Genomic DNA, 24312 nt, shown 5'->3' with positions numbered 1-24312 from the left:
GTTTTTATTGATTTAAATCTGTTAGTAGTAGCTCGTTAGAAACAGCAAAAGTAGTAACTTCTGTTAAAGCTGGATCCAAAGTGTATTTTGTAAATGAGGTAGTACTTTCTGGTTGGACATACATGGTTAGATTAGTCACATCATATCCTGACCAATAATGTGTGAAATCAGACAGAGAATTACTTTGACCTAAATGGCCAATCCCCCGAGGAATCATCACTGTTTGGAAGGCGCGATAGAGTTGCATAATCCCTTCAGAGCTATCAAATTCTTGGAGATTGTCAGAATAGTATAACGCACGAATGAAGCGTGACGGCGAAGTGAAGTCTCCTGGGATTCCTAGTAGTCCGTAAGAAGTCCCACCTTCAATTGGGTCAAGTGTTGCGCCTGATTTTAAAGTGTAAGGTTCTTTAATAGCGTAGTTGCGCATTCCGATATAGTTTCGTGCATTGGTTAAATGATAATTGTATTCTGGGCTGTTTGTGACTACGCCAATCGAATCATAAATGACGAACGCTCCGTTATCTGTTGGTTGCAAAACGATACTATTATTATTTTTATCATTAATGGTCCAGTGTAAGGTGAAATGAACTTCCCCCAATGAATCAAGTTGGAATTTTTGATCTAACAGGCCGATTTTTTCAAAAGCTACTTTTACTTCGTCAACGCTTTCAAAATTACTCAAAATATAAGCAAGTACTTCTTCTGCAATATGAGGTGTTAAACCACGATCTGCTAAACTTTCAGCAGGTGCTGTTGAAGATTCCATTAAATATTGAATATCACCAGATAAGCCGGCTTCGTTGATACCATCTGTGATAGCAAGGCTGACGGTTTTACCATCGTTCGCTGGTTGATCTGTGCCTGACATTGCTAGTCCCATAAAGGCATATTTTGCCGTCCAAGGATTTAGTTGGCTATTTAGAACGGTACCTTTTGGAAATTGAGCAATTAGAGTAGGGATTTTTGGTGCAATTGGATCTTCGTTGCCAAAAAAGTCAAACGTAAAATCCATCGTACGTCCATAAAAAATATCATTTGTTTTGGAAATAATCTTGATGCCTGTACACATAATAGTTTCCCCCAATTAATGTAAGTTTGTGAAGCCTGTTTACTAGTTAAGCATATCATACTCTAGGAAACAGCGGTGGCTAAATTCCTAAAATATTAGACAATTTTGTCTAAATGAGGTGAAAAAAATTTTTTAGCGATTTCCTTCACAAAACACCTTATTATCTTTCCGAAAATATGATATCTTTAGAATGGAAATTTCATGAAAAGAGGATGCGAATGTTTAAAAAGTACACACAAATGATAAGGGATGAATTTAAAGGGTATAATCAAAAAAAATTGAAAAAAGATTTCTTGGCAGGTTTGACTGTCGCAGCCGTCGCGTTGCCGTTAGCGTTAGCGTTTGGGGTCTCTAGCGGCGCCACTGCAGCAGCTGGCATGATCACGGCGATTATCGCTGGAATTGTGATTGGAAGCCTTTCAGGTGGGTTTTATCAAATTTCAGGACCAACAGGTGCGATGGCAGCTATTTTAATGTCAATTGCGGCAGTGCATGGCATGCAAGGGATTTTGTTGGCCACCTTTTTGGCGGGAATTTTCTTGCTTTTGGCAGGGATTTTGCGTTTAGGGAGCTTGACTTCTTTTATTCCGTCACCGGTCATTACCGGGTTTACTTCAGGAATTGCTATTATTATTGCGTTGGGGCAGCTTGATAATTTCTTTGGGGTTCGTTCAGAAGGCCACAATTTAATTGAGAAAATCAGCAGTTATCGTTCATTGGGCTTTGATTTAAGTATACCAACGACGGTTATGTCGATTTTAGTGGTGCTTGGATTAGTATTCTTTCCGAAAAAGTGGAATGCGATGATACCAGCTTCATTGGTAATGATTATTTTAGCTACTTTAGCAACAGTGGTTTTTCAACTGCCAGTGGCCACTGTAGGGAAAATTCCGACAAGTATTTTTAGTGATACACGTTTGGAACTTGGTTCGCTTCAATTAAGTGCGTTTCAGGATATTTTGGTGCCTTCGATTAGCATTGCTATGTTAGGTATGATTGAAAGTTTGCTTTGTGGCGCTTCGGCTGGTCGCATGACAGGGAAGCCATTAGACAGTAATCAGGAACTAGTGGCACAAGGAATTGGTAACTTAATTTTGCCATTTTTCGGTGGCGTTCCTGCGACAGCAGCGATTGCCCGCACGAGCGTAGTGATTAAATCTGGTGCGCAAACACGTTTAGCGGGTATTTTTCATGCGGTCTTTTTATTGTTATCGATGTTGCTTTTATCGCCAGTCATGTCTAAAATTCCCATGCCTGCGTTAGCTGGTGTTTTAGTGGTGACAGCGTGGCGAATGAATGAATGGTCGGTGATTAAAGAATTCTTCCAGAAACGTTTCCACACAGCCTTATGTTTATTCTTTTTAACGATGATAGCGACCGTTATTTTTGACTTGAGTTTAGCGATTGTTTTAGGGGTCTTAGCTGGTTGCCTGTTTTTCATTGCGAAAAGTGCCGTGATTACGATTAATGTCGAGGAAGTTGATTGGTCAAGAATGGGGCTAGTACCGACCGATTGTACGGAAAATTGGGTGGTAGTTTATTTGAGTGGCCCGTTATTTTTCATGTCTTCTGAACGATTGAAACAAACGTTACTGCAATTGGAAACAAAAAGTGGTGTAGTATTTTCAATGCGAGGAGTTCCTAGCATTGATAGTACAGCGTTAGATATTTTAGAAGAATTTTGTCTCGCAGCAGAAGGTCGTGGACAACAAGTTCAATTTGCCGCTCTGCAACCAGAAGTTGAAAAAATGATTCGAACCATTCAAGGAAATCATGAGAAGGAATACCATTTCTCAGTCGCAGAATTTTTACAAACGGTGCATGTTGCAGAACAATAAGTCATTTTCAAATGAAATGTTCTATTTTCTATTGCGGGCTTAATGTGTGAAGAAATAAGAAAAATAAGTGGGGACTAAAACGAGTTTCTAGAGGAGTTCCTAAAAAATAATAAAGAGAAAACTTCTAAGTATGAAGTTTTCTCTTTATTATTTTTTTAGGTTATTTATTGAATTACTTCTAGCATAACGTCTTTTTGATCATCCGTAACATTGCCAGCGTAGTTAGGAGTGATTAAAGATATCGAACCATTTTTATTGTTGAATAAGTATAAAGTACCCGATCTATTTTGTTCATCGTTTGAAGAAATATTAGTTCCTAAAATTAATTCTGTATTTACTTTAACGGTGCGAATACTGTTATCGCCCGCCGAAAATATTCTAATCTCTTTTGTAGGAATTGTATTTATAGATAGCTCATATTTATTAATGGCTTCTTTCACTTGACCATTTTCAGCCCCAAACAATTTAGTTCGGAAGGTAGCAGTTGGTGTTGAATTTAAGTTCTCTAACGTAATTGAAGTTGGCACATTCATTCCTTTAAAATTAAATACGAGTGGATTGTTTAAACTACTAAGATCGACAGCATAAGGTGTTGCTTCTAAAGAATTTGTTTCTCCGACATTTGTAGATACTTCATTTTTCGACTTTGACGAAGTTTGAGTGGTGCTGGCACTTTCTGAAGTTTCTTTTAGTTTATTATTAGAGCTTGTTTCTGTGCTAGAACTGTAATGATTAGTACTGCTTTTTATTGATGTTGTATGATTGGTAGAATTTTCTTGTTTTTTAGGTTCATTCGCTTTCTGAGAACTACAACCTGTTAAAAAAATAACTAAAATAACACAAACTAATTTTTTCATACTATTCCTCCTATAGACGCTATAACTAATTTTATCTTACTTGTTAATATAACAAAAGAAATAATTATTTTATTTTCACGAATGCTCAAATTGTTTAAATCTGTAGTTTTTATACTCATTTTTGTTGCATTTGCAACAAAAATGAGTTAAAGTAATGACAATCATAAAATATTAGCGAAAGGAAGTGTCCTAGTGACAGATATTTTAAGAGAAATTGGCATGATTGCGCGGGCCTTAGATTCAATCAGTAATATCGAATTTAAGGAATTATCTTTAACACGAGGACAATATCTTTATTTGGTCAGGATCTGTGAAAATCCTGGGATTATCCAAGAAAAGATCGCCGAACTGATTAAAGTTGATCGAACCACAGCGGCGCGGGCGATTAAGCGTTTGGAAGAACAAGGCTTTATTTATCGTCAAGAAGATGCAAGCAACAAAAAAATTAAGCGGATTTATGCCACAGAAAAAGGGAAAAACGTTTATCCAATCATTGTGCGCGAAAATCAACACTCGAATCAAGTTGCTTTGCAAGGCTTGTCAGAAGTGGAAATTTCACAATTGGCAGAGTACTTAGTCCGGATGCGTAAAAATGTCAGTGAAGATTGGGAATTTGTCAAAAAAGGGAACACTCGAAATTATTAAGGAAAGGACGACTGATTGATGGGAGAAATAAAACAATTAACAATAGAAGATGCACCAGCGTTACAAGAAATCAGCATTGAAACATATACAGATACTTTTGGACCGTACAATACGCCAGAAAATATGCAAGCCTATTTAGTAGACGCCTACAATTTAGAAAAATTACAAAAGGAATTAGCTAATCCCCACTCTTACTTTTATTTTATCTTGGTCGATAATCAATTGGCTGGCTACATGAAATTAAATCGTGAGAGGGCACAAACGGAACCGATGGGGTCAGAAAAGCTCGAGGTTGAGCGATTGTATATTTTGCCTACGTTTAAAGGAAAGAAGCTGGGGACACAATTGTTAGAACTGGCGGAAGAGAAAGCTCGTGAATTTGGTAAAAACGCACTGTGGCTAGGTGTCTGGGAACACAATGATGCGGCGCGGGCATTTTATAAAACGATTGGCTACCGCTATTATAGTCAACATTCATTTTTTATGGGAGACGATGAACAGACGGATTTTATTTTGTTAAAGGAATTATAGCAAGAAAATTTAGAAACAAAGATTTCTGATAAAATCAGAAATCTTTGTTTATTTTTTTGATTAAAATTAAGCATTTTTTAATTTTCAAAATGTTATTTTTAAAAACGTAAAAATTGAAAAAGAAGATTTTGAATCTGTGAAAAGTTGTCGATCTTGTGAGAAAACTCTTTTGTCAGTGTCTTTTTTCAGGATGGGTCTCTTCCTGAAAATCCACTTCAGTTTATCTGTTTTGTGTGTGTTTGATTAAAAAATGTTGTGTTGGGTTTCATTTAAATGTATAATTTATTTATGTCATTTTTAATAATAAGCGTATTTTAGCATTTGAAAAGAGAAGTTGTACATAATATGTGAATAAAAAGATTTGTTTCTTATTTTCTAGAGTGAGAGGGCGATATAAAAAAGGTTGCTATTTTTTCGTTCAAAGTGAACAAAGAATCGTTTGTTATTTAGTTGGGGTAACTAATGATTCTTGTTATAAAAAGCGCTTACAATTCGTGTGATGAGAGTAGTACGCATGTTTGTGCAAAAGTGACAAAAAAGAGAAGGCAGGGTGTTTTAATAGAAAAAATTTTTTAATAAAAAGGAGAGTTTGTCGTGGAGAAAAATGTGTCTCAAGTAACAGCTCAAGAAGAAACAGCGATGAAAGCACGTGGCTACAATGAGGATTTGTTGCCAAGTAGCCCGAAACAACGGACGATGGGCGCGCGCAATTTTTTTACATTATGGATGGGTTCGATTCATAATATCCCGAATTATGCAGCAGTGGGCGGCTTTATTTTCTTAGGTTTATCGCCGCTGCAAGTTATGTTGGCAGTTGTGTTAAGCTCATTCATTGTAGCAACTTTTATGAATTTGAATGGCGTGGCTGGCTCTAAATATGGCATTCCTTTTGCGATGCACTTACAGTCTACTTACGGCAGTCTCGGGGCAAAACTGCCAGGGTTCTTAAGAGGTTGTGTGGCCGCGATTGCTTGGTTTGGTCTGCAAACATTTACAGGATCGCTCGCTTTATTAATTATTCTCGGGAAATTTTGGCCGAACTTTTTAGAAATTGGTGGGTCATTCCAGTTTTTTGGTCTCAGGCTACCTGAATTAATGGCGTTTACTCTTTTCTGGCTCTTAAATGTGGCAATAGGTTTCGGTGGTAGCAAAATTTTGAACCGTTTTACCGCCATTTTAAGTCCGTTGATTTATGTCGTTATTATTGGATTAACGATTTGGGCCATTCGAGCTGGGGGCGGTTTAACACCAATTTTGTCCTATCAAGTTTCTGGTGCGATTCGTTCAGTCAATCCACTGGTGGCGTATCTGATTATTTTTAACTCGGTTGTGGCCGTTTGGTCAGCGCCTGGTGCGAGTGTGGCGGATTTTACTAAGAATGCGCGCTCGACACGTGCTCAGGTTGTGGGGCAAACAGCAGGTTTAGTTGTTGGTTATGGGATTTTCGCTTTTTCCAGTGTGGTTATTCTGTTAGGTGGTTCGCTGTATTTTGGGATTCAAGAATGGAATATTTTAAACATTATTGATCGTTTAGATAATGTGGCGGTGGTGGTCTTAGCCATGTCGGTTTTCTTATTAACGACTATTTCAACGAATGCAACAGGGAACATCATTCCGGCAGGTTATCAATTGGCAGCACTGTTTCCTAAAAAAATGACGTATAAAAAAGGCGTCATGATTGCCAGTGTTATTAGCTTTCTTATTATGCCTTGGAAACTGATGGAAAACGCCGATAGTATTTTTATTTTTCTGAACGCAATTGGGGCTGTTTTAGGACCAGTCGCTGGTGTGATGATTGCGAATTATTATTTTGTTCAAAAGCAACAAATTGACTTAAATGCTTTATACGTAGATAAACACAAAAAAGAGGAAGCCAATCCTTTTTACGGATTAAACAAGCCGGCATATGTCGCTACTATTCTGGCGTTGGCTCTTTCCTTAAGTGGTCAATTTATTCCACAGGTTAAAATCATTGCTGATATTTCGTGGTTTGTGGGCTTTGCCACAGGTTTTGTGCTGTACTTAGTGTTAAAAAAATGGACTTGGGATTCAAAAAAAGTGAAAGAAACAGCTTATCAGGAGGGAAAATAAATGCAAGCAGAGTTAGTGATTAAAAACGGGTTAGTTATTTTAGAAACTGGAGAAGTCATTACGGATGTCGCCGTTCAAGGAGGAAAAATCGTAGCGATTGGGCAAGACTTGTCAGGAGAACGTGTGATTGATGCGACGGGTTTAGTCGTTAGTCCTGGGATGGTGGATGCCCATGTTCATATTACCGATCCTGGTGGTGGTTACCGCGATGAATGGGAAGGGTATGTCACAGGAACGGCCGCTTGTGCCAAAGGGGGCGTGACGACCTTTATGGAAATGCCTTTAAATCAGATTCCAGCAACCGTGGATAAGACCTCTCTTGAGATCAAATACAAGGCAGGAGAAAATAAACTAAAAGTAGATGTAGGGTCATTTGGCGGCGTGGTCCCGACCAACTTGGCTGGCGGGATTCAGGAACTTGATGAAGGAGGCGTTTCCGGCTATAAATGCTTTTTAGGAACGTGCGGCGATCGTTCAATTGAAGGAGATTTTCAAAATGTCGACGATTATTCACTATATGAAGGAATGAAACAAGTCGCCAAGACTGGCAAAGTGCTAGCAATCCATGCAGAAAATGCGCCAATTACGGATAAATTAGGCGCGTTAGCTTATCAAAATGGTGAAACGACTTTAGCGGCATATGTAGCTACACGTCCTGTGTTTACCGAAGTTGAAGCGATTCAAAAAGCCATTTTATTTGCCAAAGAAACAGGTTGTCGGATTCATATTTGTCATGTGGCTTGTCAAGAAGGCGTGGAAGAAGTTTTAAAAGCCCAAGCAGAAGGGGTAGATGTGACTTGTGAAACATGTACGCATTATTTATATTTTACCACGGATGAACTTGATGCCATTGGTCCAGTTGTCAAATGTTCGCCGCCGATTCGTGACGCGGACCAACAAGCCGCCTTATGGAACCACGTGCAAACAGGCGGAATCGCGTTTGTAACCTCTGACCATTCTCCTTGTACGCCAGACTTAAAAGATACAACCAATGCTTTTGAAGCTTGGGGCGGCATTTCTGGTGTTCAAAATAACGTCGATGTGTTATTCGATGAAGCCGTCCAAAAACGTGGTTTATCCTTGAAACAATTCGCGGATATGATTGCAGCAAACCCAGCTGACCGTTATCACTTAGCACAAAAGGGCCGCATCAGCATTGGTAAGGATGCCGATTTTGTACTAATTAAACCTAATGCGCCGTATATCTTAAAAGCAGAAGATTTAGAATACCGAAATAAAATTAGTCCTTACATTGGTCGTGAAATTGGGGCCCAAGTGATTCAAACAATTTTAAGAGGCGAAACAATTTACGCACAAGAAACTGGGGTAACCGAGGCGTTTAACGGCGTATTTATCAAAAATTAAACACCTATTTTAGAAATGAAAAGGGACAGAAGCGTGATTGAATTAGCGCCTCTGTCCACGAGTTAGAGGATGTTCATTGGTTGTTTTGCACAAAAAAAGGCTTAATTTTGTTTAATAAGTGCAATGAAGATAACTAGGGAAACGTTTACAATCAGAGTGTAATCAGTCAGGAGGTTTTGTGATGGACTTGGAAAAAGTTTTAAAACAAAGAATCGAAGAGTTGTCAGCAATTGGGAGTGATCCTGCAGGAGGGATGACACGCTTACTTTATACAGATTCGTGGTTGGCAGCACAAAAGTATGTGCAAAGCCAAACTGAGGCGTTTGGACTGGAAACGCAATTTGACGAAGTCGGGAATCTGTTTTGTCGAGTGGCAGGAACGGAATTTTCTCAGGAAACGATTTTAACTGGGTCACATATCGACACCGTGGTTAATGGTGGGACCTTAGATGGTCAATATGGTGTTATTGCTTCCATGACGGCTGTTCAATATTTATTAGACAAATATGGGAAACCACGGCGTTCTTTAGAAGTGCTTTCCATGGCTGAAGAAGAAGGGAGTCGTTTTCCAACGGTTTTCTGGGGAAGCAAAAATGTCGTTGGTGAAGCCAAACGTGAAGAAGTAGTCGATATCTCTGACAACGAAGGTAAAAAGTTTGTTGATGAGATGCATCGCCAAGGCTTTGATTTTCGGCAGGAGCAAACTAGACGTGAGGACATTGAAGCATTTGTCGAAATTCATATTGAACAAGGCAATATTTTAGAGAACGAAAAGCTCCAAGTCGGTGTTGTTCATAGTATTGTAGGGCAACGTCGCTACACGGTTAACTTAAAAGGGCAAGCCAATCATGCAGGCACTACGCCAATGAGTTACCGTCATGATGCGGTATATGGCTTTGCTAAAATTTGTGCAGAAGCCATTGATCGTGCGAACGAAATTGGGGATCCGTTAGTTTTAACATTCGGCAAAGTTATTCCGAAACCCAATACAGTCAACGTGGTGCCTGGAGAAGTGGAATTTACAATTGACTGCCGTCATACCGACGCTGCTTTTTTACGACATTTTACCGGTGAATTAGAAGAACGGATGAAAACAATTGCTCAAGAATTAGGCTTGACGATTGCAATTGACCGTTGGATGGATGAAGCCCCTGTACCGATGAATCAAGCAATTGTAGAAGTTATTGAACAAAAAGCCAAAGAAGGCAAGTATCAGTATCGTATGATGCATAGTGGCGCTGGGCATGATTCGCAAATTATTGCGCCCCATTACCCGACAGCGATGATATTTGTGCCAAGTATTGGTGGGATTAGTCATAATCCAGCAGAAGCAACGGCATTTCCAGATTTGGTTGAAGGCGTCAAGCTTTTAGCAGATACCTTATATGAATTAGCGTATAAATAAGATAGAAAAGGAAGAATTGTGATGGGTTATAAAAATAATCGAGTTGGTTACCAAAAAGAATTGTTAACATCAAGAGCTGTGATAAAAAAAGACAATTACGCCATTATTCCCCATGATGGTTTGGTGCAAAATGCAGTACCTGGTTTTGAAAATGTCGATATTTCCATTTTGGGATCGCCTAAATTAGGTGCGACATTTGTGGACTACATTGCTACGTTTCATAAAAATGGTCAACAAACAACCGGTTTTGGTGGCGACGGGATCCAAACGTTGGTTTATGTCATTGACGGTCGTTTGCACGTTTCAGATGGTCAAGAAACCCATGAGCTTGAAGCCGGGGGCTATGCCTACTTTACGCCTGAAATGAAAATGTATTTAGCGAACGCACAGGAAGCGGACACAGAAGTTTTCTTATATAAAAAACGCTATCAGCCGTTGGCAGGCCATCAACCTTATAAAGTGGTTGGGTCAATTCATGACCAACAACCCGAAGAATATGAAGGAATGACAGACGTTTTACTTTGGAGTTTATTGCCGAAAGAGTTTGACTTTGATATGAATATGCATATCTTATCTTTTGAACCAGGTGCTAGTCATGCCTACATTGAAACGCATGTCCAAGAGCATGGTGCGTATTTAATTAGTGGCCAAGGGATGTACAATTTGGACAATGAATGGTATCCAGTGGAAAAAGGGGACTATATTTTCATGAGTGCCTATGTGCCACAAGCAGCCTATGCGGTTGGCCGTGAAGAACCGCTAATGTACGTTTATTCCAAAGATGCCAATCGTGAACCAGAATTATAAAGAAAAGCCGAATGTAAAGTAATGACCTCGGAACAATAGGATTTGAACACGCAGTGGTGAACGGTAGAGTCCTTTTTCTTGGTAGACGTTACTTTTATTCGGCTATTTTCCTGTTAATTATTTTTCTGAAAGCTCTAGCGCTACCCGTAAGAGTAAACTCGTCTCAGGCTCTTGAATAGAGGTGTCTAATAATTTTTCACATTGATTCATGCGATATTTAATGGTGTTTCTGTGAATGTAAAGAGCGTTGGCCGTTTTAGTAATTTCGCAATTGAAATCTAAAAAAACTTTCAAGGTTTTTCGTAATTCTTGTAACGTCGGTTCCGTCGGATAGGCCAACTCTTTCAATTGTTGCTGGCAAAAGTATTCAACATCTTCAGTGCCAATCTTTTCAAAAAGTCCAGCTAGGCCTTTGGGATGGAACAATTGCACAGTCGCTGGTTTTTGAGCGTGTAAAGAAGCCTCTAATGTCGAGGAAGCTTCAATATAAGAATTAGGCAAATCTTCTAGGTTTTCATAAGCATTGCCTAAAGCAAAGCGAATGGTGATAGGCAAAGCCTGTTGCAAACGTTCAGCGAGGTTTTGCAAAATCATCAAATGGTCATTTTTCTTAGATTGAAAAATCAAGATACTTTTATTTTGATTTTTTAATTTAAACAAGGCGACATCTGGCAGGATTTCCGGCAATTGTTCTTTGAGCCATTGGAAAATTAGTTGCCCTTCCGCTTGCTGATAACGAATATGGGTTTCATTTTCTGGTTTAGTCACGCCGTAGACAATCGCTACTTGATAATAATCGCTGTTGATTAAACGATAATTTTTCCAAAGTTCCAACCAATTTTGATGTTTACTCAGCGCTTCTTGATGTGTATCAAGCAAGCGGTCCAAAAAGTCTGTTTTGAGATGCTCAAAAGATTCAGCAATTTTCTGGTTTTTAAATAACATAAAAGTCAAAACTAAAATGGCCTGATCAATGGCAAATTCAGAAATAGGATAAGGAATCTGTTCAGGAGATAAGACCAATAAATAATAGGGAAAATAATCGTTCACACGAATTGGAAAGCCAGCTACTTGAATGTTTTCTTGTCGCTCATCCTGTAAACGAAAGATTTTCTTTTCTTGTGCCAATTGTTGAAAGTGGTCTTTTGATAATTGTTCGATGAAAAACTCCGCCGATTTTTGATTGCCATAAAAATAATTCGAGTGGGCAATCACCTGTTGCCAAGGACTTAATAAAATAATTGGCGCATTTAAAATTTTCGCAAATTCAGCGATGAAACGCGTAGCATCAACATCTTGCATTAATAATGTTGAAAAACGCTTTTGGATGTCAAATGCTACAGACATCTGTTCGGTTTTGCTATCACGAAGATAGCCTACAATTTCATGCAACAACCCGCCTAGTGGCTGTGTGCTAGGAATTTTAATCAGGGGCAAATCAACGGCACTGGCATAGGCAACAATTTCTGGTGAAATTTCGTCAAGGAACCGCCCAACTTTGATTCCTAAAGCCGCACACTCTGCTTGTTTTAGCGAGTCAATAAAAGGTTTCAATTTTTCTTGATCATCTTTATAAATCATTGCCGTTGTTAAAATCATGACATTTTTAGGGATAAAATCAGCCACATCAGGTGTTTCCGTGATTTCTACACTTTCCAAGGGCTGTGTTAAGTTTGAGTGAGACGATAATAATTGTAAGTCAGAAAATCTTGGTAAAGCCAAGACCTCAGCTAATATTTTCATCACAACAACCTCCTTTTTTTATAGTATAGCGAAGAATAAAAAGGAGTACAAAAGATAGTTATTGAATATGTCTAAAAAACAAAGTCAAAATAGTGCAAATTGAACAATGAATTTCTGAGTTTTTCCAAAGATAATAAAAGAGAAGAATTAAAAATGAAGTGAGGGATTACTATGTATCAACAACCAAATTTTGTACGGCGAACAATCATGACGCCGGGACCAGTCGAAGCCCATCCATCGGTACTTCGTCAAATGGGTCAACCAATTTTAGGGCAATTCGATCCAGAATTTCTACAAATTATGGATGAAGTTCGGGAAATGATTAAAGTACCTTTTGCCACAAAGAATCAACAAGCCTTTGCCATTGATGGCACGTCACGTTCAGGCTTGGAAGCGGGGTTATTTGCATTGATTGAGCCAGGCGACAAAGTGCTTGTGCCTGCGTATGGCCGGTTTGCTTATTTATTAGGTGAAATTTGCGAACGCGCCCGGGCCGAAGTCATTTATTTAGAAAAGGACTGGCTCGCACCGTTTGAACAAACAACGGTGATTGAAGCGATTAAAGAACATCAACCAAAAATTGTTGCGATGGTCCACGGCGAAACGGCGAATGCACAAATGCAACCACTGGATCAAATTGGCGCCTTTTGTCGGGAAAATGAAATTTTCTTCGTAGTAGATATGGTGGCGACTTACGGCGGTGTCGAAACAAAGGTCGATGATTGGAAGATTGATATTGCGGTAGCAGGCACTCAAAAATGTGTCAGCGTACCTTCAGGCCTTTCTTTGATTACCTACAACCAACGTGTAGCCGATTATCTGGCGGGCCGTTACCAAAAAGAGTTAGGACTTGGCGCAGATGCGCGGAATGAACGGTTCATTCAAAGTAACTACTTGGATTTATCGCAATTAGAAAAATATTGGGGACCAGAGCGCTTAAATCACCATACAGAAGCGACTACAATGATTTATGGGCTACATGAAGGGCTACGCTTGTTACTTCAAGAAGGCATGGAAAATGTCTACGCACGCCATCGGAAAAACGATCGTATTTTAGTTGAAAGTCTGCAAAAAATGGGCTTAGAAATTTTCGGGAAGTTAGACACAAAAACACCAACAGTCATTCCTGTGGTCATTCCAGAAGGAATTGATGGTGAAAAGGTGCGAAGCTTATTACTGGATCATTTTAAAGTTGAAATTGCCTCTTCCTTCGGTGATTTAAAAGGAAAAATTTGGCGGGTCGGTAATATGGGGTACAGCAGTCGCGAAGACAATGTGTTGCATTTCTTGAGTGCCTTTGAGACTGTATTGAAACACCAAGGTTATCAATTTGAAGGCGGTAGCGGTAGTACTCATGCATTGGCTGAGTATTTAAACTAAAAAAGAAGGTAGGACAAAGGTCACTACGTAAAAAAGCGTAGTGCTTTTGTTCCTTGTGAAACGTTAACCAAAAAAATGATTGGTGGAGGAAAAGAAAATGACAGACAAGACAAAAAGTTCGTTGGCTTATTGGAAAAAAATCGTTATTTTACTATGTATGGGCTGGGTAACAATCTGGATTTATCGTTCCGCGCTTTCTCCTGTTTATCCGCAAATTCGTGCGTCTCTAAATGGTAACGCTTCCGATACGGCCCTAGGGTCCATTTCTAGCTTTTATTTTCTCGGTTACGTAGTCATGCAGATTCCTGCAGGCTTCTTGGTAGACAAAATTGGGAAAAAACGTGTATTAATTCCAGGCTTTATCTTGTTTGCGCTGGCAGCGTTACTGATTGCCCAAGCACAAACGATTGGAACAATTTACTTAGGTAGCTTATTGGCAGGCTTAGGATGTGGTTCTTTCTATGGCTCGGCTTACTCGTTGACGTCCCAAAACATTCCTCAAGCCAAAAAAAGTTTTGCAACAGCTATTGTCAACAGTGGTTCAGCAGTTGGTTCAGGTTTAGGAATGATTTTATCTAGTTATTTAGTTGCCCAAAAAGGATTACCTTGGCAAGTGATGATGTACATTTCCGCCTTTATGATTATTTGTATGTTAGTGGCTTTTCAAGTGATTATTCGCAATCATAAAGAAGACATGGCCTTGATTCAGCCAACCGTTGTTGATGAAAAAGATAACGGAGCGGTAAAAGAAAAAGTGCCCTTTAAAAAACTGTTTGCGCCACATATGCTATTTGCGTATATTTTATATTTTGGCACTTGTTATGCATATTATATGATTGTGACTTGGTTACCTAATTTTTTAAGTACCGAACGTGGTTTCCAAGGAGCGGCAATTGGATTGTCCTCTTCGCTGGTCGCATTTGCCTCTATTCCAGGAGCGTTATTTTTTAGTCGGTTGGCGGATAAGTACATGCATAAAAAAGTTCAATTCATCGTTGTTTTAGAATTTTTAGCAACAGCCATGCTTTTGTTAACTGTACAAGTAAGTAATGCAACGTTGTTATTAATTGCTTTAATTATGTATGGGTTCTTAGGGAAATTAGCTGTAGAACCGATTATTATTTCTTGGCTAGGTGAAAATGCACCAAAAATTGGAATTGGTACTACTTTGGGTGTGTTTAACTTTTTCGGCATGATGTCATCTGTGATCGCCCCAGCTTTAACTGGGAAAATTTCTGACACAACTGGTTCGAAAGTCATGGGCTTTTATATCGCCGTCGTGATTTTACTAATTGGCACGATTCTTTTTATGCTTGTCAATTTAAAAAAACGCGGGGCAGATTCCTCTAATAAATAAAAATAAAACAACGCAAACTTATCTTTCGTTGAATAAGTTTGCGTTGTTTTACTTTTTGACAATCATATTAATCGCTTGTGCTAATCGCTCTTCTTGTTCTTTAGGATCTTTTTCAGGATTTTCAAAGCAATGCTTTAAATTCTCCGCAACAATCATCCCCATTACGCGATCAATACTAGAACGGACCGCACTCAACTGAGTGATAACATCGATACACTCTTTTTCTTCATCAATCATTTTTTGAATCCCGCGAATTTGACCTTCTGTGCGGCGTAAACGATTCAGCACTTTCTTTTTTTCTTCAGTCATTTTGCCCCTCCTTAAGAGTAGTGATTGGTTTAAAATATACCTACACTAGGTATTTTTGTCAACTATCTTTTCTTTGAATCTAAAAATGGCAGAAATCTCTTCAGTTGACAAGTCTAACTTTTTCATGTTAAATATACCCCATAAGGTATATAAGAGAAGGAGAAAAAGATGTTATTTCAATTGTTTAAAAAAACGCCAAGTATTTCAACAAAGGAATTGCAGTCACGTTTATCTAAAGAGATAACGTTATTAGATGTCCGAACACCTAGCGAATACCGCGCAGGGCATATTCCACAAGCGATTAATGTCCCACTTAACAAAATTCCCGCCTACAACAAATCCGCTAACGAGGTCTATGTGATTTGCCAGTCCGGCATGCGCAGTAAAAATGCGGCCAAAATTTTAGCGAGAAAAAACTATCACGTGATTAACGTTCGTGGTGGGATGTCCCAATGGTCTGGTCAAATTAAAGGAGGAAAATAAATGAAAATTGTAATTATCGGAGGCGTAGCTGGTGGCATGTCAGCAGCGACACGTTTACGTCGCTTAATGGAAGATGCTGAAATTGTTGTCATGGAAAAAGGCCCTTTTGTTTCATTTGCAAACTGTGGTTTGCCTTACTACGTTTCTGGCGAAATCGCAGAAAGAGAGCAACTGCTTGTTCAAACACCCGAAGCGTTAAAGGCACGGTTTAATTTAGATGTTCGTCCTCACCATGAAGTCGTGGCGATTGATCCAATAGAAAAAGTGATCACAGTGAAACATGAAACAGAAATTTTAACAGAACACTATGACAAATTAATTTTATCACCAGGGGCGAAACCTTTTGTGCCACCAATTACAGGATTGGCAGAAGCCAAAAATGTTTTTTCATTAAGAAATGTTCCTGATTTAGATCAAATTATGACAGCCCTGACGCCAGAAACAAAACGAGCCGTCGTGATTGGCGCAGGCTTCATTGGCTTGGAAATGGCAGAAAACTTACAAAAACGCGGATTAGAAGTCACTCTCGTGGAAAAGGCACCCCATGTTTTACCGCCATTAGACGAAGAAATGGCCGCTTTTGTCAAAGCTGAATTAAGCAAAAACAATGTTCAAGGAATTACGGGACAATCTGCGGTTGCTTTTGAAGAAGAAGGGCAAGTGATTCGCTTAGAAGACGGTCAAACATTAGATTCTGATTTAACCATTTTGTCGGTGGGGGTCCAACCAGAAAATACCTTAGCAGTTGAAGCAGGTGTAGCAACTGGTTTACGTGGCGGTATTGTTGTTGATGAACACTATCAAACGAATCAACCCGATATTTATGCGGTTGGGGATGCTATTGTAGTGAAACAACAAATCACTCAAGAAGATGCGCTGATTTCTTTAGCTTCTCCTGCCAATCGCCAAGGACGTCAAGTAGCGGATGTGATTGCTGGGTTAGAGAGAAAAAATCAAGGAAGCATTGGGACCGCCATTGTGCGAGTCTTTGATTTAACCGCTGCTTCAACTGGTTTAAGCGAACGGGCTGCTAAAGCTGCTGGACTAACAACAGCTGTTGTGCATATCAGTGGAAAAGACCATGCGGGGTATTATCCTGGCGCGACAGATCTTCAGTTAAAATTAATTTTCCATCCTACGACAGGGGAAATTTATGGCGCACAAGGAATTGGGGCAAAGGGCGTAGATAAGCGGATTGATATTCTTGCGACCGCTATTAAAGGACAGTTAACTATTTTTGATTTGCCTGAATTAGAGTTTACCTATGCTCCGCCGTTTGGTTCAGCGAAAGATCCTGTGAACATGTTAGGCTATGCAGCGATGAACCTTGTAGAAGGATTGAGTGAAAACGTTCAATGGTATGAGTTATCCAACGAATTAGCTAATGGGGCTGTTTTATTAGATGTCCGTAATCCCGCCGAACGAGCCAATGGTCAATTTAAAAATGCTGTGTCTATTCCTTTAAATGAGTTAAGAGAACGTTTGGAGGAATTAGACAAGTCAACGGAGTACATTGTTAGTTGTCACAGCGGTTTGCGTAGTTATATCGCAGAACGGATGCTAAAACAAGCGGGCATATCAGCCAAAAATTTAGATGGTGCTTTTGCGCTATATAGAATGGTAAAACCGGAGGAACTAGAAAATGTATAACACGATTGGCATGCCTGAATTTTATCAGGAAGCAAAACGAAAAAAATTACCGATTATTGATGTACGAGAAGAAATGGAATACCAACTGGGGCATGTCCCCCAGGCCATCAACTTACCTTTAAGTACTTTAACCGAAAATTATCAGCAATTAGATAAAAAACAACCCTATTATCTGATTTGTCAAATGGGATCGCGCTCCGCACAAGCATGTGCGTTTCTCAGTCAACAAGGGTATCAAGTAACCAATGTTCTAGGTGGTACATCTGGCTGGTTGGGTCAATTAGAACAATAAAATAACAAAAAACGTTTATCCTTTTACACAGGATAAACGTTTTTTTGTTAGATAAAGATGTGTCAAAACTGTAAGAGGAATGATAGGAAGATGAAGGGACCGATTTTTTTATTCATTATATACTAAATAAAATGACAAACTCGTCAACAGAAATCAGGAGGAACAAATAAATGAAAAAGTCAGGCCAGAAGAAGCGAAATAAAAAAGTGTGGTTCGGTATTGGTGCCGCAGTGGTCGTCGTCGGATTTATCGGAGCAAAAACAGTTTTTTCTTCAAAAGAAGTTGAACCTGAATACACAACGTATACCATTACAGAAATGGCCTCATTAAAATTAGATGGTCAAGTGAGTTTTCTAGATACTCGGGATATTTTCTTTGATCCTTCTTTAGGAAAAATTGCCGAAATAAATGTTGAAAATGGTAAAGAAGTCAAGAAAGATAGTCCATTGTTAACGTACAATAACTCAGACATCCAAGCCACAGAAACAGAACAAGCGAATGCCGTTAATCGGAATAATCTTCAAGTCCAACAAGCACAAGAGAACGTTAACTTAGCCACTCAAAAATACAATGAAGCCTTAAACAAAGTTGCTGCAGCCAAGCAAAAATTAAACACCGCAAAAGAGGCTGAAGAGAAAGAAACACTAAATGCGGAAATTCAGCAATTGAATGAAGCTGTTAGTGCTGCGAATAGTGAAGTCGCCCAAGCTAACCAAGCCCTTCAATTAGCCAACAGTGATGCCGTCGGAGCAGCAAACACGCTTGAACAAACACGTGGCAAAGTCAACACAGTCGTTACAGCACCAATTGATGGCCAAGTCACTGTTGATGCTAGTGCCATGAGTAGTACTGACAAACCAGTCATTAAAATTGCAACACAAAAGAAAAATATTCAAGGAAAAGTAACCGAATATGATTACGATAAATTACAGACAGGGGAAGAAGTAACAGTGACGACCGTTGGTTCAGGCAAATCAGCGCCAGGCAAAATTGTTTCCATTGCGCAAACCCCAATAGCTAAAAATGAAGGCAATCCAGTAGTGAGTTATCAATTTACAGTAGAAGGTGATTTTCCTTGGGCAGAAGGCTTGTCTACTAGTATCGCTGTGCCGCAAAAGCAAATGATTATACCGACAGCAGCAATCCAAAAAGAAGGCGAAAAAGAATTTGTCTATGTTTACAAAGCGGGCAAAGCGAAAAAAACACCGATTGAAACAGAAACAAATTTAGGTCGTAAAGTTGTCAAAAGTGGCTTGAACTGGAAAGACCAAGTGATTGCCAATCCCAATAAAGAATTGAAAGATAATCAAGATGTTCAGGTAGCTGCCAATGATTAAGCTAGCCCATATTCATAAATATTATTATTCCGAAGAAGAAACACTGCATGTGTTAGATGATATTAACCTCCAAGTAGATGCTGGAGAATTTTTAGCGATTATGGGTCCTTCTGGTTCTGGAAAATCGACTTTGATTAATTTGCTAGGCTTTATTGATAAAAAGTTTGAAGGAACGTATTTATTTGAAGACCGTGAAATTGGCGACTTTTCTGATAAGGAACTATCCCGAATTAGAAATGAAGCAGTCGGCTTTGTCTTTCAGAATTTTAGTTTAATTGAAACACTAACAGTTGAAGAAAACATTGAATTGCCTCTTTTATATAGTGGGTTAACCCCAAAAGAAGCCAAAGATCGTGTCCACGAAGTTCTGACAAAAGTCGGCTTGCCAGATAAAGGCAAGAAGCATCCAAAACAACTTTCGGGCGGACAACAACAACGTGTTGCCATTGCGCGTGCGATTGTCAATCGGCCAAGTTTTATTATTGCAGATGAACCAACTGGGGCTTTAGATAGTAAAACATCGGAAGAAATTTTAACGCTCTTTCAGCAATTAAACAATGAAGGTGTCACCATTATTTTAGTGACACATGATGAAGAAACAATTGAATACTGCAATCGTTTGATTAAAGTTCGTGATGGAAAGATTTTAGAGGAGGTGCTGACATGAAACGTTCAATTATTTGGAAAACCGCCTTCCGTTCCATTTTGAAAAATAAGCGACGCAGCTTGTTAACGATGCTAGGGATTGTCATCGGGATAGCTTCGGTGATTACCATCGTGGCTATCGGTAACGGCTTTAAAGAAGACATGGTCGATAAATTATCTGCTGAAAAACAAAAAGAAAATGTGAAAAAGATTTCTTTTTCGGCCTACAACACTTCGGATATGTTTAGTGACCAAGCGATGTTTACCGACAATGATTTAGGGATCGTGCGCATGGTTCCTGGCGTAGAAAAAATTGATTTTGATCAAAGAGAAGTTGATGGCGCCCAAAAAGGTACACTGAATTTTCAAGCAGGACCGAAAAATCTTTCTGTAACCTATGAACTTGCCGACAAAACCACCAAAGAATTGTTGGCGGGACGCCAACTGAATGATGGAGACAATGCAAAACTGGATAAAACAGTGGTGGTGGATGAACTGGTTGCCAAAGAACTCTACCAAGACCCGACTGCAGCAGTTAATCGAACTTTTCCATATAAAGAGCAACTTTTTACCATTGTTGGCGTGACAACCAATACCAGCGGTGCCATTGGTCCAGGTAATGATGACTCATTGCTTTATTTTCCCAAAAAGACCTATGAACATTATTTCGGCAAGCTAAAAGATACATCTACGTTGAAGCTAACAGTAGCACCTGGCTACCAACCAGATCAAGTATTGAAAGAAACAATAAAAACTCTCTCTCAACAAGGAACCATGAAAAACAGCGGGACGTATCAAGAATATAATGTTAAAGATACCATCAAAGAAATGGGCTCTTTATTAAATAATTTAACCTTGTTTATTTCCGCAATTGCGGCTATTTCACTGGTAATTGCTGGGGTCGGCGTTATGAATATGATGTACATTTCGGTCTCAGAACGGATTAAGGAAATTGGTATCCGCCGTGCATTGGGCGGGACAGCCAGTGATATTAAAAAGCAATTCTTAACAGAAGGAATTGCCTTGACCTTAATCGGCGGAATTACTGGTTATCTTTTAGGAATGATTATTGCCTACTTAGCATCAATGGCACTACCGTTTTCTGTTCGTCCAGATTTAATGACGGTTACATTAGCCATCGGGATTTCTGTCTTTATCGGGGTTGTATTTAGCTATTTCCCTGCCTCGGCCGCTTCAAAAAAAGACTTAATCGATATTATGAAATAAATATAAATAGCAAAGAAACAGCCACTTTTGGCTGTTTTTTTTTAGTAAAAGTAGAAAAAAATCCAAAGATTTCAAGAGAAAATAGCTAACAAACGTCAAAAGGTTGATATTAGCTACCAACCTTTTGATGTTTGTTAGCTAAATAAAAAAAGAAAAAATTAAAAAAATAGCATGTTGAGGATTAAATAACAAATATTTTTTTAAATAAGACTATTGGAAATCCTTTATAAATCGGGGATTACAGGAATGACTGTTAATGACTGATTTGATTGTAAATTTCTAAATTTTAATTCGAAAAAATTCCAGTATACTAAATATATCAAAACAAAACACGAGAATTGAGAAAATTTTGAACCAAAAAAGAATTAAGGAGGAATCAAGAATGAAAATAATGGTCATCACAAAAAATATCTTAGCAGAAACTGCTTTTCAAAACCGCTTACAGCATTTAGATCACCAAGTTTTTTGTACGACGTGTCTGATTGGTGAAATTAAGGAAAGTCATTTGTTTTATCGGAAATTTGATGCCATCATTCTCAGCGAAACGATTCCTCGCAAAGAACAATATTTATATCTAAAGGAATTAGCCAGAGTTAAAACGCCGTTGTTTCTTCGCTCCGAAGACATTCCTACCTCGGAAGAATTGAACATTAGCTATCAATATGGCATTCTCAATTGGCTACGATTGGATGCGACTTTGGATACATTAAGAGAAAATCTCCTTTTGGCGGAATTAAATAAACCCATCCAACGAGAAGATGAAAAGTTAGATGTAGAGGGGATAAAGCTAACAGCTACAGAACGTGCACTACTCGCTATCTTATATAGTACGCCGAAAGAACACTTACCAATGGAGCGCCTTTGTAAATTAATATATGACACAGAAGAAACAGCCAATAATCGAAAAAAAATGACCAAGCAGCTGACAAAATTAAATAAAAAAATTCAAGTAGGGGGCTTTAAAAAACAAGGTATCCAAAATACACGGTATAAAGGCTACAAACTGCATCCGCAGTTGCTTCCTTACATTGGCGAATTATTTACTTAAAATAGAGAAGCACTTGACGAATGAAAATCACCATCACAGGATGACCCCTAAAAACCATGCTATACTAATAAGGAATAGTATAGGAGGTGGGTCTGTATGAAAGACGGACTATATTGGGTACAACAATTAAAAGAACAGAAAGTAAGTCACACAGAACTCTTAAAGGATATTGAGAAAAAAGTCCAAAAGTTAAATCCAAAGATCAATGGCTTTGTAACCTTTGACAGCCAAGAAGCAGAAGCAACTTATCAAAAAAATAAACAGCAGGACACACTATTTGCTGGTTTGCCATTTCCTTTGAAAATGTTAGGCCAAGAAAAAGCGGGGTGGTCAGCAACGGCTGGTTCGCAACTTTTTAAAAATAGTACTGCAACAACGACCTCTAACTTTGTCAAACAAGCAGAAACGATTGGTTTGATGCCCTTAGGACAAACCAACGCCCCAGAGTTTGGCTTTAAAAATATTACGGATCCTGCGCTTTACGGGCCAGCCTGCAATCCTTGGAACCTGGAACATTCGCCAGGCGGTTCCAGTGGCGGCGCTGCCGCAGTTGTCGCTAGCGGGATTGTTCCTATAGCCGGCGCTAGCGATGGCGGTGGCTCCATCCGAATTCCCGCCTCTTTTAGTGGCTTAATTGGCTTAAAACCTAGCCGTGGCTCCATGCCTGTCGGCCCAGAAGGCTGGCGAGGCTGGCAAGGTGCCTCGATTGACTTTGCGTTGACTATTTCTATGAGAGACACCAAAGCGTTATTTTATGGCCTACGTGGTAGCCACAGTGGCGCCCCATACCAAGCACCCTTGGCAGAATGGCAAACACACCCTAAAAAACAACGGCTAAAAATTGCTCTGTGTACCGCTTCGCCTATCGGCTCACTGATTTCGCCAGAAGCAACACAAGCGGCGAAACAAGCGGCTGATTTTCTGGCAGCCGCTGGCCATGAAATCATTGAGATTCCTTATCCAGTCGATGGTGCAGCGCTGATTCGCTCCTATTATCAAATGAACGGCGCAGAAACTACAGCGATGATGAACAGCATTCAACAGGGGCTCGGGCGCCCAATTCGTAAAGAAGAAATCGAACCTTTTTCATGGACCATGCATCAATTTGGCCAAAAGATTCCAGCAGCCACCTATGTTCATTCATTGCAGTTGTGGGATCAAGCAGCAGTAACGATGGAAGAACTTTTTCAAAAATTTGATCTGTTTTTATCACCAACAACGGCTTTTTCAGCACCAAAAATTAACGAAGATTTGCAAAGTGAACACATTCGTCAACGAATGGAACAGGCAGCTGAATTAACAGAAGCAGAGTTGGCTGAATTAATCTATGATTATTTTGATAAAAGTTTACAGCTAACACCTTATACTCAACTAGCGAACTTGACAGGACAACCAGCCATCAGCTTGCCCACACATATTACGGCAGCTGGGTTGCCCTTAGGTATTCAATTAATGGCTGCTCGTGGCCGCGAGGATTTCTTATTCCAAGTTGGCGAACAGTTTGAGCAAGAAGGCAAATTTAAATTACCAGAAAGTTACCGCTAAATAGGGTGTTATTGTGACCAAATTTCAGATAAAATAGACACAAGACAAAAAACTGAGGTGGAAAAATGCTGTACGTAGTGAGACATGGTGAAACAGATTATAATGTGGCCCGTAGAATTTGTGGTCATGCGGAAGCGCAATTGACCGAAAAAGGCTATCAACAAGCGGAATTGGTAGCTGAAAAAATTGCCAAACAAGGAATTCAAATCGACCGTTTACTGGCGTCGCCTTTAAAACGGGCGCAAGAAACAGCACGTAAAATTGCGGAACGAAATCAATTGACGATTGAAACAGAACCTCGTTTAATTGAGATGAATTTTGGCATTTATGATGGTGAACCGATTGAAACAACGGCTTTCCAAGAAAATCGTTCTGAGATTTCCTTGCCGTTTCCAGAAGGGGAATCGGTCCTAGATGTTGCGGGTCGAATTTATCCCTTGATTGAGGAAGCCGTGGCTTCAGAGGAAACTTACCTATTTGTTTGCCACAATGCGGTCATGCGAGTCATTGATAACTACTTCAATGGTAAAAAAATCCAAGATTTCTTGGACTTTCATTGTGAAAATACACAACTTGTACAATACGGAGAATAAAAATCAAGTCTTTAATCTTTTGGTTAAAGACTTGATTTTTTTATGGTAAATAAGAAACCGCTTCCGTTTTAATGTATAATAAATTAACTTTT

Annotated in this window: 22 protein-coding genes; 18 read left to right on the top strand and 4 right to left on the bottom strand. The window is 39.2% G+C overall.

Annotated elements, in window-relative coordinates:
• Window positions 1-4 precede the first annotated feature (4 nt).
• Window positions 5-1072, bottom strand: coding sequence for a choloylglycine hydrolase family protein (locus AB3I34_RS12050; protein ID WP_002367364.1), 1068 nt, complete (start codon window positions 1070-1072; stop codon window positions 5-7).
• A gap of 176 nt (window positions 1073-1248) precedes the next feature.
• On the opposite strand from AB3I34_RS12050, the gene AB3I34_RS12045 reads away from it, so the two are divergent.
• Entirely contained in the window at window positions 1249-2910 is a 1662-nt protein-coding gene (locus AB3I34_RS12045) for a SulP family inorganic anion transporter (RefSeq protein WP_162784114.1), read from the top strand.
• A 164-nt stretch (window positions 2911-3074) separates the two neighbouring features.
• Here AB3I34_RS12045 and AB3I34_RS12040 read toward each other — a convergent pair whose 3' ends face one another.
• Complete coding sequence (locus AB3I34_RS12040; protein WP_104807237.1) at window positions 3075-3767, bottom strand: hypothetical protein; 693 nt, start codon at window positions 3765-3767, stop codon at window positions 3075-3077.
• A gap of 192 nt (window positions 3768-3959) precedes the next feature.
• Between AB3I34_RS12040 and sylA the strand changes: the two genes are divergently transcribed.
• From sylA to allE, 6 genes are all read left to right on the top strand, one after another.
• Complete coding sequence (gene sylA, locus AB3I34_RS12035; RefSeq protein WP_085444318.1) at window positions 3960-4412, top strand: transcriptional regulator SylA; 453 nt, start codon at window positions 3960-3962, stop codon at window positions 4410-4412.
• An 18-nt stretch (window positions 4413-4430) separates the two neighbouring features.
• Complete coding sequence (locus AB3I34_RS12030; RefSeq protein ID WP_162784113.1) at window positions 4431-4943, top strand: GNAT family N-acetyltransferase; 513 nt, start codon at window positions 4431-4433, stop codon at window positions 4941-4943.
• A 594-nt stretch (window positions 4944-5537) separates the two neighbouring features.
• Entirely contained in the window at window positions 5538-7034 is a 1497-nt protein-coding gene (locus AB3I34_RS12025) for a putative allantoin permease (RefSeq protein ID WP_002375657.1), read from the top strand.
• A complete protein-coding gene (gene allB / locus AB3I34_RS12020) occupies window positions 7035-8399 on the top strand; it encodes an allantoinase AllB (protein ID WP_002367359.1) in 1365 nt (454 codons plus the stop codon).
• Window positions 8400-8580: 181 nt separating this feature from the next.
• Complete coding sequence (gene allC / locus AB3I34_RS12015) at window positions 8581-9804, top strand: allantoate deiminase (RefSeq protein WP_010825522.1); 1224 nt, start codon at window positions 8581-8583, stop codon at window positions 9802-9804.
• Window positions 9805-9825: 21 nt separating this feature from the next.
• A complete protein-coding gene (allE, locus tag AB3I34_RS12010) occupies window positions 9826-10611 on the top strand; it encodes a (S)-ureidoglycine aminohydrolase (RefSeq protein WP_085444071.1) in 786 nt (261 codons plus the stop codon).
• 117 nt (window positions 10612-10728) lie between these two features.
• Here the strand turns inward: allE and AB3I34_RS12005 are convergent, their stop codons facing one another.
• Entirely contained in the window at window positions 10729-12354 is a 1626-nt protein-coding gene (locus AB3I34_RS12005) for a PucR family transcriptional regulator (RefSeq protein ID WP_085444072.1), read from the bottom strand.
• A gap of 171 nt (window positions 12355-12525) precedes the next feature.
• Between AB3I34_RS12005 and AB3I34_RS12000 the strand changes: the two genes are divergently transcribed.
• Together AB3I34_RS12000 and AB3I34_RS11995 are read left to right on the top strand one after the other, a co-directional pair.
• Window positions 12526-13734 (top strand): alanine--glyoxylate aminotransferase family protein, encoded by a 1209-nt coding sequence (locus AB3I34_RS12000; protein WP_002355061.1) that lies wholly within the window; start codon window positions 12526-12528, stop codon window positions 13732-13734.
• 97 nt (window positions 13735-13831) lie between these two features.
• Complete coding sequence (locus tag AB3I34_RS11995) at window positions 13832-15091, top strand: MFS transporter (protein WP_002368361.1); 1260 nt, start codon at window positions 13832-13834, stop codon at window positions 15089-15091.
• Between the two features lie 48 nt (window positions 15092-15139).
• On the opposite strand, the gene AB3I34_RS11990 is transcribed toward AB3I34_RS11995, so the two are convergent.
• Window positions 15140-15400, bottom strand: a complete 261-nt coding sequence (locus tag AB3I34_RS11990) for a metal-sensitive transcriptional regulator (protein ID WP_002355063.1) — start codon at window positions 15398-15400, stop codon at window positions 15140-15142.
• A 168-nt stretch (window positions 15401-15568) separates the two neighbouring features.
• On the opposite strand from AB3I34_RS11990, the gene AB3I34_RS11985 reads away from it, so the two are divergent.
• The 9 genes from AB3I34_RS11985 (at window position 15569) to AB3I34_RS11945 (ending at window position 24220) form a co-directional block, all read left to right on the top strand.
• On the top strand, window positions 15569-15883 hold the full coding sequence (locus AB3I34_RS11985; RefSeq protein ID WP_002365287.1) for a rhodanese-like domain-containing protein: 315 nt from the start codon (window positions 15569-15571) through the stop codon (window positions 15881-15883).
• Window positions 15884-17533 (top strand): FAD-dependent oxidoreductase, encoded by a 1650-nt coding sequence (locus AB3I34_RS11980; RefSeq protein WP_010712854.1) that lies wholly within the window; start codon window positions 15884-15886, stop codon window positions 17531-17533. It begins immediately after the preceding gene.
• Window positions 17526-17825: a rhodanese-like domain-containing protein gene (locus AB3I34_RS11975; protein ID WP_010712853.1), complete on the top strand. Its 300-nt coding sequence runs from the start codon at window positions 17526-17528 to the stop codon at window positions 17823-17825. The genes AB3I34_RS11980 and AB3I34_RS11975 overlap by 8 nt, the downstream gene beginning before the upstream one ends.
• Before the next feature lie 170 nt (window positions 17826-17995).
• The gene (locus AB3I34_RS11970; RefSeq protein WP_002361088.1) at window positions 17996-19162 is read left to right on the top strand and encodes an efflux RND transporter periplasmic adaptor subunit; all 1167 of its coding nucleotides are present in this window, start codon (window positions 17996-17998) and stop codon (window positions 19160-19162) included.
• Window positions 19155-19829 carry an ABC transporter ATP-binding protein gene (locus AB3I34_RS11965; RefSeq protein ID WP_002365285.1) on the top strand — a complete coding sequence of 225 codons (675 nt, stop codon included), beginning with the start codon at window positions 19155-19157 and terminating at the stop codon, window positions 19827-19829. Before AB3I34_RS11970 ends, AB3I34_RS11965 begins: the two co-directional genes overlap by 8 nt.
• Complete coding sequence (locus tag AB3I34_RS11960) at window positions 19826-21034, top strand: ABC transporter permease (protein WP_010712852.1); 1209 nt, start codon at window positions 19826-19828, stop codon at window positions 21032-21034. The genes AB3I34_RS11965 and AB3I34_RS11960 overlap by 4 nt, the downstream gene beginning before the upstream one ends.
• A 382-nt stretch (window positions 21035-21416) precedes the next feature.
• Window positions 21417-22082, top strand: coding sequence for a helix-turn-helix domain-containing protein (locus AB3I34_RS11955; RefSeq protein WP_010712851.1), 666 nt, complete (start codon window positions 21417-21419; stop codon window positions 22080-22082).
• 96 nt (window positions 22083-22178) lie between these two features.
• A complete protein-coding gene (locus AB3I34_RS11950; protein ID WP_010712850.1) occupies window positions 22179-23627 on the top strand; it encodes an amidase in 1449 nt (482 codons plus the stop codon).
• Window positions 23628-23692: 65 nt separating this feature from the next.
• Window positions 23693-24220: a histidine phosphatase family protein gene (locus AB3I34_RS11945; RefSeq protein ID WP_010712849.1), complete on the top strand. Its 528-nt coding sequence runs from the start codon at window positions 23693-23695 to the stop codon at window positions 24218-24220.
• The last annotated feature ends 92 nt before the right edge of the window (window positions 24221-24312 follow it).

Origin of the sequence: Enterococcus sp. C102(2024), from assembly GCF_040888205.1 — a bacterium.
Taxonomy (GTDB): Bacteria; Bacillota; Bacilli; order Lactobacillales; family Enterococcaceae; genus Enterococcus; species Enterococcus faecalis.
Note: the sequence above shows the minus strand (reverse complement) of the source record. Positions and strands in the feature narration are given on the sequence as shown.

Bases quoted from the DNA above. Each gene is read 5' to 3' on its own strand.
- AB3I34_RS12050 (WP_002367364.1), bottom strand. From the start codon at position 1,072: ATGTGTACAGGCATCAAGATTATTTCCAAAACAAATGATATTTTTTAT.
- AB3I34_RS12045 (WP_162784114.1), top strand. From the start codon at position 1,249: ATGATATCTTTAGAATGGAAATTTCATGAAAAGAGGATGCGAATGTTT.
- AB3I34_RS12040 (WP_104807237.1), bottom strand. From the start codon at position 3,767: ATGAAAAAATTAGTTTGTGTTATTTTAGTTATTTTTTTAACAGGTTGT.
- AB3I34_RS12030 (WP_162784113.1), top strand. From the start codon at position 4,431: ATGGGAGAAATAAAACAATTAACAATAGAAGATGCACCAGCGTTACAA.
- allB (WP_002367359.1), top strand. From the start codon at position 7,035: ATGCAAGCAGAGTTAGTGATTAAAAACGGGTTAGTTATTTTAGAAACT.
- allC (WP_010825522.1), top strand. From the start codon at position 8,581: ATGGACTTGGAAAAAGTTTTAAAACAAAGAATCGAAGAGTTGTCAGCA.
- allE (WP_085444071.1), top strand. From the start codon at position 9,826: ATGGGTTATAAAAATAATCGAGTTGGTTACCAAAAAGAATTGTTAACA.
- AB3I34_RS12005 (WP_085444072.1), bottom strand. From the start codon at position 12,354: ATGAAAATATTAGCTGAGGTCTTGGCTTTACCAAGATTTTCTGACTTA.
- AB3I34_RS12000 (WP_002355061.1), top strand. From the start codon at position 12,526: ATGTATCAACAACCAAATTTTGTACGGCGAACAATCATGACGCCGGGA.
- AB3I34_RS11995 (WP_002368361.1), top strand. From the start codon at position 13,832: ATGACAGACAAGACAAAAAGTTCGTTGGCTTATTGGAAAAAAATCGTT.
- AB3I34_RS11990 (WP_002355063.1), bottom strand. From the start codon at position 15,400: ATGACTGAAGAAAAAAAGAAAGTGCTGAATCGTTTACGCCGCACAGAA.
- AB3I34_RS11985 (WP_002365287.1), top strand. From the start codon at position 15,569: ATGTTATTTCAATTGTTTAAAAAAACGCCAAGTATTTCAACAAAGGAA.
- AB3I34_RS11980 (WP_010712854.1), top strand. From the start codon at position 15,884: ATGAAAATTGTAATTATCGGAGGCGTAGCTGGTGGCATGTCAGCAGCG.
- AB3I34_RS11975 (WP_010712853.1), top strand. From the start codon at position 17,526: ATGTATAACACGATTGGCATGCCTGAATTTTATCAGGAAGCAAAACGA.
- AB3I34_RS11970 (WP_002361088.1), top strand. From the start codon at position 17,996: ATGAAAAAGTCAGGCCAGAAGAAGCGAAATAAAAAAGTGTGGTTCGGT.
- AB3I34_RS11965 (WP_002365285.1), top strand. From the start codon at position 19,155: ATGATTAAGCTAGCCCATATTCATAAATATTATTATTCCGAAGAAGAA.
- AB3I34_RS11960 (WP_010712852.1), top strand. From the start codon at position 19,826: ATGAAACGTTCAATTATTTGGAAAACCGCCTTCCGTTCCATTTTGAAA.
- AB3I34_RS11955 (WP_010712851.1), top strand. From the start codon at position 21,417: ATGAAAATAATGGTCATCACAAAAAATATCTTAGCAGAAACTGCTTTT.
- AB3I34_RS11950 (WP_010712850.1), top strand. From the start codon at position 22,179: ATGAAAGACGGACTATATTGGGTACAACAATTAAAAGAACAGAAAGTA.
- AB3I34_RS11945 (WP_010712849.1), top strand. From the start codon at position 23,693: ATGCTGTACGTAGTGAGACATGGTGAAACAGATTATAATGTGGCCCGT.